The 14,812-nt window shown below is 71.4% G+C and carries 13 protein-coding genes; all 13 read right to left on the reverse strand.

Annotation, left to right across the window (positions count from 1 at the left end):
* The 13 genes from OG521_05200 to OG521_05260 all read right to left on the reverse strand — a co-directional run bounded on the left by OG521_05200 (nucleotide 1) and on the right by OG521_05260 (nucleotide 14,778).
* Complete coding sequence (locus OG521_05200; GenBank protein WUW20215.1) at nucleotides 1–660, reverse strand: 1-hydroxy-2-methyl-2-butenyl 4-diphosphate reductase; 660 nt, start codon at nucleotides 658–660, stop codon at nucleotides 1–3.
* Nucleotides 660–2,663, reverse strand: a complete 2,004-nt coding sequence (shc, locus tag OG521_05205; GenBank protein ID WUW20216.1) for a squalene--hopene cyclase — start codon at nucleotides 2,661–2,663, stop codon at nucleotides 660–662. The genes OG521_05200 and shc overlap by 1 nt, the downstream gene beginning before the upstream one ends.
* 107 nt (nucleotides 2,664–2,770) lie before the next feature.
* A complete protein-coding gene (locus OG521_05210) occupies nucleotides 2,771–3,874 on the reverse strand; it encodes a polyprenyl synthetase family protein (protein ID WUW20217.1) in 1,104 nt (367 codons plus the stop codon).
* Nucleotides 3,871–5,259 (reverse strand): hydroxysqualene dehydroxylase HpnE, encoded by a 1,389-nt coding sequence (hpnE, locus tag OG521_05215; protein WUW20218.1) that lies wholly within the window; start codon nucleotides 5,257–5,259, stop codon nucleotides 3,871–3,873. Before hpnE ends, OG521_05210 begins: the two co-directional genes overlap by 4 nt.
* A 119-nt stretch (nucleotides 5,260–5,378) precedes the next feature.
* Complete coding sequence (gene hpnD / locus OG521_05220; GenBank protein WUW20219.1) at nucleotides 5,379–6,299, reverse strand: presqualene diphosphate synthase HpnD; 921 nt, start codon at nucleotides 6,297–6,299, stop codon at nucleotides 5,379–5,381.
* A gap of 29 nt (nucleotides 6,300–6,328) precedes the next feature.
* Nucleotides 6,329–7,249 (reverse strand): squalene synthase HpnC, encoded by a 921-nt coding sequence (gene hpnC, locus OG521_05225; GenBank protein ID WUW20220.1) that lies wholly within the window; start codon nucleotides 7,247–7,249, stop codon nucleotides 6,329–6,331.
* 459 nt (nucleotides 7,250–7,708) lie between these two features.
* Nucleotides 7,709–8,494: an ABC transporter ATP-binding protein gene (locus OG521_05230; GenBank protein ID WUW20221.1), complete on the reverse strand. Its 786-nt coding sequence runs from the start codon at nucleotides 8,492–8,494 to the stop codon at nucleotides 7,709–7,711.
* Complete coding sequence (locus OG521_05235) at nucleotides 8,487–9,416, reverse strand: ABC transporter permease (protein WUW20222.1); 930 nt, start codon at nucleotides 9,414–9,416, stop codon at nucleotides 8,487–8,489. Before OG521_05235 ends, OG521_05230 begins: the two co-directional genes overlap by 8 nt.
* Nucleotides 9,417–9,524: 108 nt before the next feature.
* Nucleotides 9,525–10,397, reverse strand: coding sequence for a glycosyltransferase family 2 protein (locus OG521_05240; GenBank protein ID WUW26577.1), 873 nt, complete (start codon nucleotides 10,395–10,397; stop codon nucleotides 9,525–9,527).
* Nucleotides 10,398–10,405: 8 nt separating this feature from the next.
* Nucleotides 10,406–11,185 (reverse strand): CDP-alcohol phosphatidyltransferase family protein, encoded by a 780-nt coding sequence (locus OG521_05245; GenBank protein WUW20223.1) that lies wholly within the window; start codon nucleotides 11,183–11,185, stop codon nucleotides 10,406–10,408.
* Complete coding sequence (locus tag OG521_05250) at nucleotides 11,163–12,224, reverse strand: iron-containing alcohol dehydrogenase family protein (protein ID WUW20224.1); 1,062 nt, start codon at nucleotides 12,222–12,224, stop codon at nucleotides 11,163–11,165. The genes OG521_05245 and OG521_05250 overlap by 23 nt, the downstream gene beginning before the upstream one ends.
* The gene (locus OG521_05255) at nucleotides 12,212–12,949 is read right to left on the reverse strand and encodes a phosphocholine cytidylyltransferase family protein (protein WUW20225.1); all 738 of its coding nucleotides are present in this window, start codon (nucleotides 12,947–12,949) and stop codon (nucleotides 12,212–12,214) included. The genes OG521_05250 and OG521_05255 overlap by 13 nt, the downstream gene beginning before the upstream one ends.
* Nucleotides 12,946–14,778 (reverse strand): CDP-alcohol phosphatidyltransferase family protein, encoded by a 1,833-nt coding sequence (locus OG521_05260; protein WUW26578.1) that lies wholly within the window; start codon nucleotides 14,776–14,778, stop codon nucleotides 12,946–12,948. Before OG521_05260 ends, OG521_05255 begins: the two co-directional genes overlap by 4 nt.
* Nucleotides 14,779–14,812 lie beyond the last annotated feature (34 nt).

Here is a 14,812-nt window from a genome sequence, read left to right on the forward strand (position 1 = left end):
TCACCTCCTGGGGAGCAGCAAAGATCGGTGCCATTCATAGAAAGCCGGTAGGACGGCACGAAGAACGCGGAATGCCGATATTCCACCGCGGACCGTGCCGATGCGGACGAGCTCATGCTCCGGAGCGTCCACGACCACCCGTACGGCCGCAACCGGGCGTGGCCCGGACCGCAGGGAAGTGCGCAGGGTCGCGGCGGACTCCATGTCCACCGCGATGGCTCCGGTGGCCCGCAGCTCGGCCCGTTCATGTCCGCGTACGACATGGTCGGAACCGGTCAGCGGACCGGTGTGGACGGTGCGTCCGGGCAGCGCCCTGGTCAGCGCCTCGGCGAGCAGGTCCGTGCCGGTGCAGGCGACCGCCTGCCCGGCTTGCCGGGCCTCGTCGGCCACCACCAGGTCACCGGGGTGCATACCGGGCGCGAGCCCGGCGCAGAACCCCGAGGCGATGACTGCGGCGCCCAGTGCCCGGCTCTCGCCGAGCGCCTTCGCCACAGCCGTTTCGGCCGCCTTGGGCCCCATGCCCGTACGCAGTACGGTCACCGGGCCCGGAGCGGTGCCCGCCCTGGCCCTGCCGGTGCGCAGGGCCAGCTGCTCGATGCCCAGCGCGCAGGCGATGAGCAGCGGGGCGGCGGGGCCGGCCGGCCCCGGGGCATCGCCCATCAGGTCTCCTCCCGGACCGCCGTGCGGCCCGCGAACGGGTCGCCGTGCACGTACCGTCCGAGTGCGGTCAGCGGGAAGACCTGCCGGTAGAGGTGGTAGTTGATGGAGAAGTCCCACGGGAAGCCGGTGCCGGTGAAGTACGGCTCGTCCCAGGAGCCGTCGGCCTGCTGGGTCTCGGTGAGCCAGGCGATGCCGCGGGCCACGGCCACGGTGTCCCGCCGGTCCGCGGACAGGAGTGCGAGCAGCGCCCAGGCGGTCTGGGACGCGGTCGAGGCCCCGTGGCCGATCCACTTGTCCTCGCTGTACGAGCGCAGGTCCTCGCCCCAGCCGCCGTCGTCGTTCTGGACGGATTCCAGCCAGCCCACCGCGCGGCGGATCGAGGGGTGGGTGGGGGCGATTCCGGCGGCGACCAGGGCGGGCACCACCGACCCCGTGCCGTAGACGTAGTTGACGCCCCAGCGGCCGAACCAGCCGCCGGCCGCGTCCTGTTCGGCGAGCAGCCACTCGATGCCCCGGCGGGTGGCGGGGTGCCGGGAGTGGCCCTCGATGGCGAGCATCTCCACCACGTGCCCGGTGACGTCGGCGGAGGGCGGGTCGATGACCTCGCCGAAGTCGCAGAACGGCAGCCGGTTGGGGAAGGCGCTGGTGTTGTCAGCGTCGAAGGCGCCCCAGGCCCCGTTGCGCGACTGCATGCCCACGTTCCAGCGCACACCGCGTTCGATGGCGGCCTCGACCCGCGCCTGTTCCGGGTGCCGGATCCGGCGCAGCGCGAGGACCACCTCGGCGGTGTCGTCGATATCGGGGTAGTTGTCGTTGTGGAACTCGAACGCCCAGCCGCCGGGGGCCAGTTGGGGCCTGCGTACGGACCAGTCGCCGGGCCGGTCGATCTCCTCGTCGAGCATCCAGTCGGCCGCCTTCACAAGCGCCGGGTGATCGGGGGCGACCCCGGCGTCGGCGAGCGCGATGGTGGCGAGGCAGGTGTCCCAGACCGGGGACTGGCAAGCCTCGATCATGCGGGCGCCGTCCTCGCGCCAGACCGCGAACCGGTCGAGCGACTCGAGTCCGGCCCGCATCACCGGGTGGTCGAGGTCGTAGCCGAGCAGATGGAGGGCGATGACGGAGTAGACGGCGGGTGGCTGGATGCCGCCCCAGCAGCCGTCGTTCTCCTGGCGTTCGATGATCCAGCGGGCGGCGGCGTTCATGGCGAGCCGGCGCAGTCTGCGCGGGGCGAACCGGTGATAGAGGTGCAGCGCCTTGTCGAGGCGCTGGAAGACGCCGTCCCAGCTGGCGGCGGGTGCGGGGCGCCGGGCGGGGTTCGGTTCGGCCGGGTCGGTGTGCAGCTCGTCCAGGGCGAAGGGGGCGGGTCTGACCGGCCGCTTCGCGGAGACGACGGTGAGCGGCACGATGGTCTGGCGCGCCCAGCAGCCGAAGTCGTAGATGTTGAGCGGGACCCATTTGGGGAAGAACATCAGTTCGGGCGGGAGCTCCGGCAGGTCGTCCCATTTCCACCAGCCGAAGAGGGCCAGCCAGATCCGGGTGAACACGCGGCTCGCCGCGATCCCGCCCTGTTCCCTGACCCAGCCCGCGGCGCGGGCCATGTGCGCGTCGTCGGGCCGGTCCCCCGCCAGGCGCAGTGCCACGTACGCCTCGATGGTGGCGGAGAGGTCCCCGGGGCCGCCGTGGAAGGTGGCCCAGGTTCCGTCGCCGAGCTGCTCGCCGCGGATGAAGCGGCCGGCCGCCTGGACCGTGGCGGGATCCTGGATACCGAGGAACTGCCGGAGCAGGAGGTCCTCGGCGTCCATGGTGACGTTGGTGGCGAGGTCGCCCTTCCACCAGCCCTGCTCGTCCTGCCTGCCGAGGAGATGCTCCACCGAGCGTTCCGCGGCCCGCCGCGCGGCGGCGAGTACGTCGTCCGCGGCGATCGTCGATTCGGTTGTCGGTCTGCTGGCCGAGGCTGCGCGGGGGTCCACGGCCCCGGTGCTTCCGTCGGTCGTCGCTGTCATGGCTTCCCCTTCGTGCAGTTGGTCCTCTGCTGTGCTGGGGTCTCCGTCGGCCGGCGCCCGTGACGGGCACCGGCCGGCGACTGCGAGCTATATGGAGGGGATGGTCATCATCTCTTTCGTACGACGACGAAGTCCGCGAGCGCCGTGAGCTGCGCCCGCACGGTTTCGGGCATGTCGACACCGTGCAGCGCCTCGATGGCGACCGCATGCTGACGACGGGCCTCCTGGGCGGTCCACTCGCGGCCGCCCGCCTCCTCGATGAGCGCCGCACGGGCGGCGAACTCCTCTTCGGAGAAGCTGTCGAAGTCATTGCTCTTCGCGTCGGCGGCGAGCAGCTCGCCCAGGCGCTCCGAGGCCGGTCCGCCCGCGGCGAGCGCGGCGACGACCGGCAGGGACTTCTTGCGCTGGCGCAGATCGCTCCAGGTCTGCTTGCCGGTGGACTCCGGGTCGCCCCAGATCCCGAGCAGGTCGTCGACCGCCTGGAAGGCGAGGCCGAGGTGGTAGCCGTACGCCTCCAGGACGTCGGCGGTGCGGTCGTCGGCGCCGCCGAGCACCGCGCCGATGGAGCAGGCGCAGGCGAGCAGGGCGCCCGTCTTGTTGCCCTCCATCTCCAGGCACTCCTCGACGGTGACCCGCTCGCGGTGCTCGTAGGAGATGTCCTGGGCCTGCCCGTCGATGAGCTTGCGGGTGGCCGTGGTCAGCCGCCGGGCCGCGCGCCCCGCCTCGACGGTGCCGAGCTCCAGCAGGATCTCGTTGGCCAGCGCGAACAGCGCGTCGCCGACCAGGATCGCCTGGGCGGGACCGTGCACCTTCCACACCGTGTCGCGGTGGCGCCGCTGCTCGTCGCCGTCCATCAGGTCGTCGTGCAGCAGCGAGAAGTTGTGCACGAGTTCGACGGCCACGGCGCCGGGGATGCCGGCCTCGGCCGCGGCACCCGCCGCCTCGGCGGACAGCAGGGCCAGGGCCGGGCGGACGGCCTTGCCGCCGTCGCCGTCGGACGGCCTGCCCTGGGCGTCGATCCAGCCGAAGTGGTAGGCGGACACGGTGTCCATCGGCGGTGCGAGCCGGTCGACGGCGGCCCGGAGCACCGGCGTGGAAAGGGCCCGTCCGCGCTCCAGAAGCGCGGTGACGTCCGTGGTCTCGGCCACGGTGTCGGAAGCCGGATTCGCCGGGGTCACTGACTCTCCTCTTGTTCCGGTGGTACTGCTCATGCCGCCTCCTGCAGCGGATGTTCGTGGGGGCGGCCGAGTGCCAGGAGTGCGGCGTCCGCGGCGCCGGCACCGCTGCGGACGGCACCCTCCATCGTGGCGGGCCAGCCGGTGGCGGTCCATGCGCCGGCCAGGAAGAGGCCGGGTGCGCGGGTGCGCGTCCCTGGTCGCAGCCTGCCGACGCCGGGCGCGGGCGCGAAGGTCGCCGTGCGTTCCCGGGTGACGAAGAAGTCCCTGATCCCGGCTCCCCGGGCGGCCGGCAGCAGCCGCTCCAGCTCGGGGAGGTAGCGGGCGCGGAGCTCGGCGACGGGCAGCTCGATCTCCTCGCCGGCGGCGGACTGGGAGACCGCGAGGTACTGGCCGGGGCCGGCGAGACCGGAGGCCTCGGTACGGTCGAAGACCCATTGGACCGGGGAGCCGAGCGCCGCGAAGAACGGCTGCCTGAGCACCTTGCGGTCGTAGACGACGTGCACGTTGAGGATCGGCGAGGTGCCAATCTCCAGCAGCCGTTCCGGGGCGTCGAGCGCGCCCTCGGGCAGCAGGTCGTGGGTCTCGCGCTGCGGCACGGCCAGCACGACGGTGTCCGCCTCGATCCGCTCGGCGCCGGTGTCGACCACCCAGCGCCCGTCGTCGGTGCGGGTGAGCGCGCCGGCCTTCGTCCGCAGTTCGGTGCGGACACCGGCGGAGTCCAGGGCCTTGCGGCTCAGTGTGTCGTGGACGTCCCCGAGCGGCACGGACGCCCAGCCGATGTCGGCGGCGCCGGGCTCGGAGAGGAGTCCGGTCTTGAAGACCTTCGCGGCGAGCGCGAGGGAGGAGTTCGGCGCGGTGGCGTTGAGCGTGGCCACGCCGACCAGGTCCCAGAGGGCCTCGACGGTGCGGGGCGACTGGCCGTGCCGGGCCAGCCAGCTGCCGAAGTCGATGTCGTCGAGTGCGGGGTCGTCCGGATCCAGTCGGCCGAGGGCCAGCGCGGCGCGTCCGACGCTCGCCCGCTCGACGAGCGAGAGGTGCGGATATCCGGCGAGTCCGGCGGCGAGGTGGAACGGCACCGGGAGCGCGTTGCGGCGCAGCCGTCCCAGGCGCGGGCCCGAGGGCCGTCCGACATCGAGAACCGGCACGTCGAGACGGTTCTGCAGCGGTGCGAGGCGGGTGCCGTCGACCCGGTCGAGGAACCAGCGGTAGGCGGTGCAGCAGCGCAGATAGACGTGCTGGCCGTTGTCGACGGTCAGTTCGCCGCGCCGGAAGGAGAAGGCGAGACCGCCGAGCCGGGGCCGGCCTTCGAGCAGGGTCACGTCAAGCCCGGCGTCGGCGAGGCGGAGCGCCGCCGTGATGCCGGCGAGGCCGCCGCCGATCACGACCGCGCGGGAGGAACGCGGCGCGTCGTCGGTCATGCGTCCCCCTCTCGCCAGGTCTTTTCAGTCAGGGACGCAACCGTGCGGCGCGAGGTTGCCCGCCGTACGGAGTGATCATCCATGATGCACATGGTGCGTGAGATGTCCGTGTGGCGCATTCAGACACGCCCCCTGGTGGTGCGCCGCGAAATGTGGCGTGCGTCGAGACCCGACAGGCCGCGCACCGCCACGTACGCCTTCTCATGGCCCGGGAGCGAGACCCGGCCGCGCAGTACTGCCTCGGGGTCGCGCTCGATCCGGTCCAGGAGCCTGCGGTAGATGCCGGCCATGGCCGCCACGCAGGCGCCGCTGCGCCGGTCGAGCATGGGCAGCAGCCGGTAGCCCTCGGCGAACAGGGCACGGGCGCGCCGCACCTCGAAGTGGACCAGGCCCGCGAAGTCCGAGCCGGGCGGCGGGGTGGCGCGGTGGAAGCCCGCGGAACAGCCGAACTTGGCGAGGTCGTCGGCGGGCAGATAGGTGCGCCCGTTGCCCGCGTCCTCGCGCACGTCGCGCAGGATGTTCGTCAGCTGGAGCGCGAGGCCGAGCGTGTCGGCGTACTCCGAGGCGCGCTCGGCGCCCGGCGCGCCGGGTTCCGTACCGAAGACGCCCAGGCTGAGGCGGCCGATGGCGCCCGCGACGCAGCGGCAGTAGATCTTGAGGTCGTCCCAGGTCTCGTACGTCGCGCCGCGCACGTCCATCAGCACACCGTCGATGAGCTCGTCGAGCCCTTCGAGCGGCAGCGGGAAGCGGCGGGCGGCGTCGGCGAGCGCGACGGCCACCGGGTCGGTGTCGTCCTCGTCGACCGCGCCGTCGCGGATCCGGTCCAGGAGTGTGCGGGTGCCCTCCAGGCGGACCCGCTTGGTCTCCGGCTCCAGCTCTCCGTCACCGATGTCGTCGACCCGGCGGGAGAAGGCGTACAGCGCCGACATGGCCTGTCGCTTCTCCAGGGGCAGCAGCCGGATGCCGTACGCGAAGTTACGCGCCTGCTGTCCGGTGACCGCCTCGCAGTAACTGTATGCGGCCTGTACCGGTGCCGACATATACGTCGTCTGTCCCTCCACGGTCCGGCTCACCCCTCTCTACGCGCTCTTCGCAAGACAACTCCCACCTCGCGCAGCAGGCTGGGCTTGGTGGGTTTGGGCGGTCCGGGCAGTACGTCGAACCCGGCGGCCGCGATCGCGGTGAGGGCGGCACGCCCCCCTCCCACGAATCCGGCGAGAAGCAGCTTGAGCCTGCCGTGGACGCTACCCACCAGAGGGGTGCCTTCATTCAGCAGATCTCGGGCGCGTTCCGCTTCGTACGCGACCAGCGACCGCACCGACCCGCTCCCGGAGGATGCCGCCAGGTCGGATTCGGTGACGTGGAACCTGGCCATGTCGTCGGCCGGCAGATAGATCCGGTCACGGCCGAGGTCCTCGGCGACGTCCTGCAGGTGCTCGACGATCTGCAGCGCGGTGCAGACGGCGTCGGAACGGCGGACGCGTTCGGGACTGGCGGTTCCGGTCAGCTGGAGGACCAGCCGGCCGACGGGGTTCGCGGAGAGCTCGCAGTAGGCGAGGAGCTCCTCGTACGTCCCGTAGCGGCGGATCTTCTGGTCCTGCCGGTTGGCCTCGATGAGACCGAGGAAGGGTTCGGGGGTGAGGGCGCGGCGCCGCACGGTGGGGCGCAGTGCCTGCAGGAGGGGGTGGTGCGGGGCCCCGCCGGCGGTGGCGAAGATCCTTCGCAGGTCCGTCTCCAGCGCGTCGAGCATCGCGAGACGGTCCTCGCCCTCGGCCGGGTCGAGACCGAGGTGCCGTGCATCGGCGCCGCCGGGGGCGAGGTCGCCGTCACCGATGTCGTCGACGAGGCGGGCGAAGCCGTAGACCGCCATCAGGTCGTCGCGCCAGGCGCGGGGCAGGAAGAAGGGTGCCACCGGAAAGTTCTCGTCGGCGGCCTTGTCAAGAGTTCCGGGTACGGCGGAATCAAGCCGCGCCTGCCGGGTACGGGTCACTGCGGACCGCCCTGCGCGGGGACGGCGTGAGCACCTCGGAGCTGGAGATCTTCCGTCATAGCCGTCACATCTCCCGTTCTACACTGCTGACCCAAAACATCCCATTCCGGACACGCCGCCCGCTCTCCCGAGTGCGGAGGACGGCTACGGGCCGTCCACCCAGGCGGTATCGCCCCACTTGCAACGAATCAGCACCGGTACAGCTTACGTTGTACAACGCTCATCCATACGCCGGGGTGTGGGGCGCGCAGCAAGTGCGCGCCTCGCTCGGTCAACTTTCCCCTTGCGCAAGGAAATTGACGTCATCCGGCGGGAGGAGATCTTGCCGGGCGCCGTACGACGAGCCGTGCATGTCCGAAACCCGTCGGCCGTCGTCCGTCGCAGGTGACGGACATACGGACGGCCCCCGCCGGAAGAGTCCGGCAGGGGCCGCCGCTGTGCGTGCCCGGAAGGGGCGCGCTACTTGCCGGTCTCCCGCTCGTACGCCTTGAGGACCTCGTCGGTCGGGCCGTCCATCAGCAGCTCGCCCTTCTCCAGCCACAGCACCCGGTCGCAGGTGTCCCTGATCGACTTGTTGCTGTGGCTGACCAGGAAGACGGTGCCGGCCTCCTTGCGGAGCTCCCGGATGCGCGCCTCGGAGCGGATCTGGAACTTGCGGTCACCGGTGGCCAGCGCCTCGTCGATCATGAGGACGTCGTGGTTCTTGGCGGCGGCGATGGAGAACCGCAGCCGGGCGGCCATTCCGGAGGAGTACGTCCGCATCGGCAGGGTGATGAAGTCGCCCTTCTCGTTGATGCCGGAGAAGTCGACGATGCCCTGGTACCGCTGGCGGATCTCCTCGCGGCTCATGCCCATCGCGAGGCCGCCGAGCACGACGTTGCGCTCGCCGGTCAGATCGCTCATCAGGGCCGCGTTCACCCCGAGCAGCGACGGCTGGCCGTCCGTGTACACCTTCCCCTGCTCGGTCGGCAGCAGTCCGGCGATGGCCCGCAGCAGGGTGGACTTGCCGGAGCCGTTGGTCCCGATGAGACCGATGGCCTCGCCCCGGTAGGAGGTGAAGGAGACGCCGCGCACGGCGTGCACCTTGCGGACCCCGCGCTCCTCGCCCTTGCCGCGGCGCAGTATCCGGCTCAGTGCCGCGGTGGCGCCGCCCTTGCCACCGCCGCCGCCGTTGACTCGGTACACGATGTGCACATCGTCGGCGATCACGGTGGGGACGCGCCCCGCGGTGTTGTCGTCAGCCACGGCCGTACCGCTCCTCTGCCTTCCAGAAGTACACGAAGCCGGCCGCGCCCACCACGAGCGCCCAGCCGAGAGCCGCCACCCAGACGTGCGCCGGCAGGTTCTCGGAGCCGTATCCGTCGATCATCGCGAACCGGATCAGGTCCATGTAGATGGCCGCGGGGTTGAACTGCAGCACGTCGGTGATCCAGGCCGGCTTGTCGGCGAGCATCTCCTTGATGGAGAACATGACTCCGGAGGCGTACATCCAGGTCCGCATGATGAACGGCATCAGCTGAGCCAGGTCGGGGGTCTTGGACCCGAGCCTCGCCATGATCAGCGCCAGTCCGGTGTTGAAGAGGAACTGAAGCGCCAGCGCGGGGATCACCAGCAGCCAGGACAGCTTCGGATAGCTGCCGAATCCCACGGTCACGGCGACCAGCACGATCATCGAGTACAGCAGCTGCTGGAGCTGCTGGAGCGAGAACGAGATGGGCAGCGAGGCACGCGGGAAGTGCAGCGCCCGCACCAGCCCCAGGTTGCCGGAGATCGAGCGGACCCCGGCCATCACCGAGCTCTGGGTGAAGGTGAAGACGAAGACCCCGGTCACCAGGAACGGGATGAAGACCTCGGACCCCATCCCCCTCTTCGTCCCGAGGATCAGGCCGAAGATGACGAAGTACACCGCCGCGTTCAGGAGCGGGGTCGCCACCTGCCACAGCTGGCCGAGCTTGGCCTGGCTGTACTGAGCGGTCAGCTTCGCCCGGGAGAACGCCATGATGAAGTGGCGTCGCCCGCGGAGCTGGCGCACGTACTCGAAGAGTCCGGGCCGCGCACCGCTGACCGTCAGGCCGTACTTGGCGGCCAGATCGGCAGGGCTCAGGCCGGCGTCGGCCGAGGGCGGGGTGCTCAACGCAACAGCACCTTCATGGGTTGTGTCACTCACCAGATGAAACTCTCGTATTCAAAACGCGCAGCCAGTCGCGGGCGCGGCTCAGGGCGGACAGGTCCCGTCAAGAAAATTTACGCCTCATGCTCCCAGAGGCGGACCCTCTCAGATCACCGGAGGGCGGCCTAGTCTGGTCAGCCGCCACACCGTACGCCACTTCATGGGACGGCGCGGTCCGCAGGGTGTCGACCAGCCTTCCCGGAAGCCGCCGAACCACGCCTTCAGGGCCGGGCCCGACGGCCTGCGCAGCAGCGTCAGCAGCAGCCACACCCCGAGGTACACCGGGACCAGCGGCGCGGGCAGGTTGCGGCGGGCCAGCCAGACCCGGTTCCGCGCCACCATGCGGTGGTAGACGGCGTGCCGGGACGGGGCCGTGGTGGGGTGGTTGAGGACCATGTCCGCGCGGTAGTCGATCAGCCAGCCGGCGTCCAGCGCCCGCCACGCGAGGTCGGTCTCCTCGTGCGCGTAGAAGAAGTCGCCCGGCAGCGGGCCGACCTCGGCGATGACGCGGGTGCGTACGGCGTTGGCACCGCCGAGGAACGTCGTCACGCGCGACGAGCGCAGCGGGTCGGCGGCCCGCAGCCTCGGCACGTGGCGGCGCTGGGTCTCGCCGGTGTCCGGGTCGGCGATCCGGAAGCTGATGATGCCGAGCTTGGGATCGGCCTCGAACGCCTGCCGGCACAGCTCCGCGGTGTCGGTGAGCGGCAGATGGCCGTCGTCGTCGAGGAAGAGCAGCGCGTCGACGTCGGCGCCGGAGGGCCCGAAGGCCTCGATGCCCACGTTGCGGCCGCCCGGGATGCCCAGGTTCTCGGGCAGCTCGACGGTCCGGACGCCCGGGGGGACGTCCGGGACGGGCGAGCCGTTGCCGACGACGACCACCTCGATCCGGTCGCCGTCCTGTCCGGCGACCGAATCGAGCAGGGCGCGCAGCTCGGCCGGGCGGTTGCCCATCGTGATGATGACCGCGCCGAGTTTCATGGGGGTGCTCACTTCAGCCTGCTCGATGCCAGGACCGACACGAGGTGGAGGAGGGTCTGCAGCAGGGCGATGCCGGCCAGTACCGCGACCGCGAGGCGGCTGAAGTACAGGTCGTCCCGGACGGCGTCCAGGACGGCCGCGACCAGGATCACCAGCGAGGCCTCGACACACAGGATCAGCCGGTGGAACTTGAGCGCACCGGCGGCCCGGCGGGCGAACGCCATGCCGGAGGAGCGCGGCTCGGACGCCGCCTCCTTGACCGGCGGCAGCCCGCCCTGGTGGCGGGCGACCCCGACCAGGTCGGTCTCGGCCTTGATCAGGATGGCGCCCAGCGCGGCGAGCGTGCCCAGGAAGGCCCACAGCCAGTCGATCCGTCCGGTGCCCCACAGGTCGGCGGCGCGCAGGCCGAAGCCGACCAGCACGGCCGCGTCGCAGAGGTAGGCGCCGACCCGGTCCAGGTAGACCCCGCCGAGCGAGAACTGCTTCTTCCAGCGGGCGAGCTCGCCGTCGACGCAGTCGAGCAGCAGATAGAGCTGGACCATGAGGACGCCGAGCAGCGCGCCGGGGATGCCGGGCACGAGCAGGGCCGGGGCGGCGAGCACACCGGCGACGGTCATCAGGTAGGTGAGCTGGTTGGGCGTCACCTTGGTGTTCACCAGATACCGGTCCACACGCAGCGAGACCTCGCGCATGTAGATCCGGCCCGCCCAGTGTTCGCCGCTGCGCCGGTCCTTGACGCCCGGGGGGTGAACGACAGGGCGGAGTTCAGCTACTGATGGTCTTGGCATAGTCGGCGTACGCGTCCCTGATCTGGTCGGTGGACAGGTTGAGGTGCTCCAGGACCGTGAAGCGTCCCGGACGGGTCTGCGGGGCGTACGCGACGGCCTGCACGAACTCGTCGACGGTGAAGCCGATCTCCTCGGGCAGGACCGGCAGTCCGTGCCGGCGGAGCACGTCGGCGAAGAGCCCGGAGTCGTCGTGGGCGCCGCGCAGGTGCATGGCGAAGGCGGCGCCGAGGCCGACCTGCTCGCCGTGGCTGGCGGCCCGCTTGGGGAAGAGCAGGTCGAAGGCGTGGCTGATCTCGTGGCACGCGCCGGACGACGGGCGGGTGTCGCCGCTGATCGAGATGGCGATGCCGGAGAGGACCAGCGACTCGGCGAGGACGGTGAGGAACTCGTCGTCGGCGACGGTGCCGGGGTGGCGCAGGACGGCTTCGCCCGCGGTACGGGCCATGGCGGCGGCCAGTCCGTCGATCTGCTCGTTGTTGACCTGGTGCGAGAGCTCCCAGTCGGCGATCGCCGAGATGTTGGAGATCGCGTCACCGATGCCGGAGCGCACGAAGCGGTCCGGGGCCTCGCGGATCACCGCGAGGTCGATGACCATGGCGATCGGCATCGGGACACCGTAGGAGCCCCGGCCGTTGTCGTTGTCCAGGGTGGCGACCGGCGAGCAGAGGCCGTCGTGGGCGAGGTTCGTGGCGACCGACACGAGCGGGAGGCCCACCCGGGCCGCGGCGTACTTCGCCACGTCGATGATCTTGCCGCCGCCGAGGCCGACCACGGCGTCGTACCGCTTGCCCTTGATGTCGTCGGCCAGCTTCACGGCGGCGTCGATGTTGCCGCCGGCGACGCAGTACCAGTCGGCGCCCGGCAGGGCCGGTGCGAGCTTCTCGCGCAGGGCCTGGCCCGAGCCGCCGCTGATCGCGATCGCGAGCTTGCCGGAGGCGGAGATCCGCTGGTCGGCGAGGAGGCCGGCCAGGTCGTCCATGGCGCCCCGGCTGATGTCGACGAAGACCGGGGAGGGGATGAGCCGGGTCAGTACTGGCACGCGATCTCCCTGCCCTTCGCGAGGTCGTCGTGGTTGTCGATCTCGACCCAGGTCACCTCGCCGATGGGGGCCACGTCGACGGTGAAGCCGCGGTTGACGAGCTCCTGGTAGCCGTCCTCGTAGTAGAGGTCCGGGTCGCGCTCGAAGGTCGCCCTGAGTGCGTCGGCGAGCTCCTCGGCGGCCTCGGCCTCGATGAGGGTGACGCCGATGTACTCGCCGGTTGCGGTGGCCGGGTCCATCAGCTTCGTGATCCGCCGCACACCCTTGTCGCCGTCGGTGATGACCTTCATCTCCTCGTCGGCGAGGCTCTTCACCGTGTCGAGGGCGAGGATGATCTTCTGGCCCTTGCCGCGGGCGTCCAGCAGGGTCCGCTCGACGGAGACGGGGTGCACGGTGTCGCCGTTGGCGAGGATCACACCGCGCTTGAGGACCTCACGGGCGCACCACAGGGAGTAGGCGTTGTTCCACTCCTCGGCCTTGTCGTTGTCGACGAGGGTGAGCTTGAGGCCGTACTTCGCCTCCAGCTCCTCCTTGCGGTCGTAGACGGCTTCCTTGCGGTAGCCGACGACGATCGCGACCTCGGTGAGCCCGATCTCGGCGAAGTTGGCGAGCGTGAGGTCGAGGACGGTCTTCTCGCCGTCCACCGGCACGAGGGCCTTGGGGAGCGTGTCGGTGTAGGGGCGCAGTCGCCGTCCTGCGCCGGCTGCCAGTACGAGGCCGATCATGCGGGTTCTCCTTCGTCGTGAACGGCGGGTGCCCCGGAGGACACCCAGAAGCGGATGGACTCCACCAGGACGACCAGGGCCACGGCCACCGCGAGGGCGGTGAGAGCCACGGTGAAGTCGGAGGGCCCCGTCAGGACGGCGGCGAACACGGCCACCACCAGGGTCCGGCCCTCGTGCCCGCCGATCGTGCGGACCAGCCACCGGGGCGGGGCGCCGGTGCCGCCCCGAATGCGGTACACCGTGTCGTAGTGATGGTAGGCGACCGCCGAAACCAGGCCGAAGGCCGCGGGAAGCGCTCCGTCGATATCGCTCCGCGCGGCCAGGATGAGGATCGTGCAGTACTCCGCCGCCCGGAAGACCGGGGGCACGAGCCAGTCGAGTGCGCCCTTGAGGGGGCGGGCCACGGCTATGCCGGAGCAGATCGCGTAGAACACCGCGGCGGCGATCATCTGGCGGCTGCCGAACGGCTGCTGCAGGGCGGCGGCGATCAGCGCACCGGTGCCGACGACGGCCACCACCGGGGCGCTCCAGGCGCCGGGGATGCGGGGGCCGCGGGCCGCGACGAGCTGGGCGAGCGGGCCGGAGTCGGCGAGGTCCGCGAGGGCCTGGGCGGCCCGGTCGGTGCGGCGGGCCTTGCGGGTCAGCGAGCGCAGGAGCCGGCCCGCGGTGGTGTAGCAGGCGGCGAAGGCGCAGCCGACGAGCAGGGCGTAGAAGACGATCCGCGGGGTGGTCACCGCGGTCAGCACCGCGATCATCGCCCAGCGCTCACCGATCGGGAGGACGATCATGCGGCGCAGCCAGACCGTCCAGCCGACGCTGTCGAGCTTGTCGGAGAGGGCGGCGGTGGGGCTGGAGTTCGCGACCGCGTCGTGGTTCGCCTCGTTGAACGAGAAGTCGATGACGTGGCGGCAGGACTGGAGCACCATCGCGCCGAGCGCCAGCGCCCAGACGTCGTCGCCGCCGCGGGCGGCGCCCAGGGCGAGGCCCGCGTAGTAGGCGTACTCCTTGGCCCGGTCGAAGGTGGCGTCCAGCCAGGCGCCCATCGTGGAGTACTGCAGCGAGTAGCGGGCGAGCTGCCCGTCGGTGCAGTCCAGCACGAAGGAGAAGAGGAGGAGCAGCCCGGCGGCGACGTATCCGCCGCGGGTGCCGGTCGCCGCGCAGCCCGCCGCGACCAGCGCGGTGAGCAGGGACGCGGTGGTGACCTGGTTCGGGGTGAAGCCGCGGCGTGCGCACCAGCGGGCGAGGTAGCGGGAGTACGGGCTGATGCAGTACGTGGTGAAGAAGCCGTCGCGGGCCTTCACCGCGCTGCGCAGCCGCACCGCTTCCTCGTCGACCGCCTCGGTACCGGACCGCGCGGCGGCCCGTGCGGCCTCGTCCGCGGGGACTGCGGCGACGAGCGAGCCGAGCTCCGGACGCTGGACCGCGGTGCCCTCGGCGTCCATGGTGGCGGCGAGCCGCCCCGGCACGGTGCGGTCGGTCACTTCGGGGGTGCTGCCGGGCGGGCCGGCGGGGACGCCCGCGCCGACCGCCTCGGTGGTGGTGCGCAGGGCACGGACCAGGGCCGAGCGGGCCTCGGGCTGCGCGGTGAGCGCTCCGGGCACGGTGGCCGCGGGGAAGCGGGGGTCGGTCAGTCCGAGCCGCAGGGCGTGGACGTGGCCGACGAAACGGGGGTCGACGAGGGCGACGCGGCTGTCGGCCGGCACCGCGGACAGCAGCTTCGCGGCCTCGGTGACATCGGCGGCGGCCCGGACGTCGAAGCCCAGTGACCTCAGATCGTCCTCGAGGGGAGATCCGGGTACCGGAGCACCTGTGAGAATGGCGGTCGACAGACGAACTCACTCCTTGGTGCTGACACGGGTCGGC

The sequence above is a fragment of the Streptomyces sp. NBC_01463 genome, from assembly GCA_036227345.1.
In the GTDB taxonomy this organism is placed as follows: Bacteria; Actinomycetota; Actinomycetes; order Streptomycetales; family Streptomycetaceae; genus Streptomyces.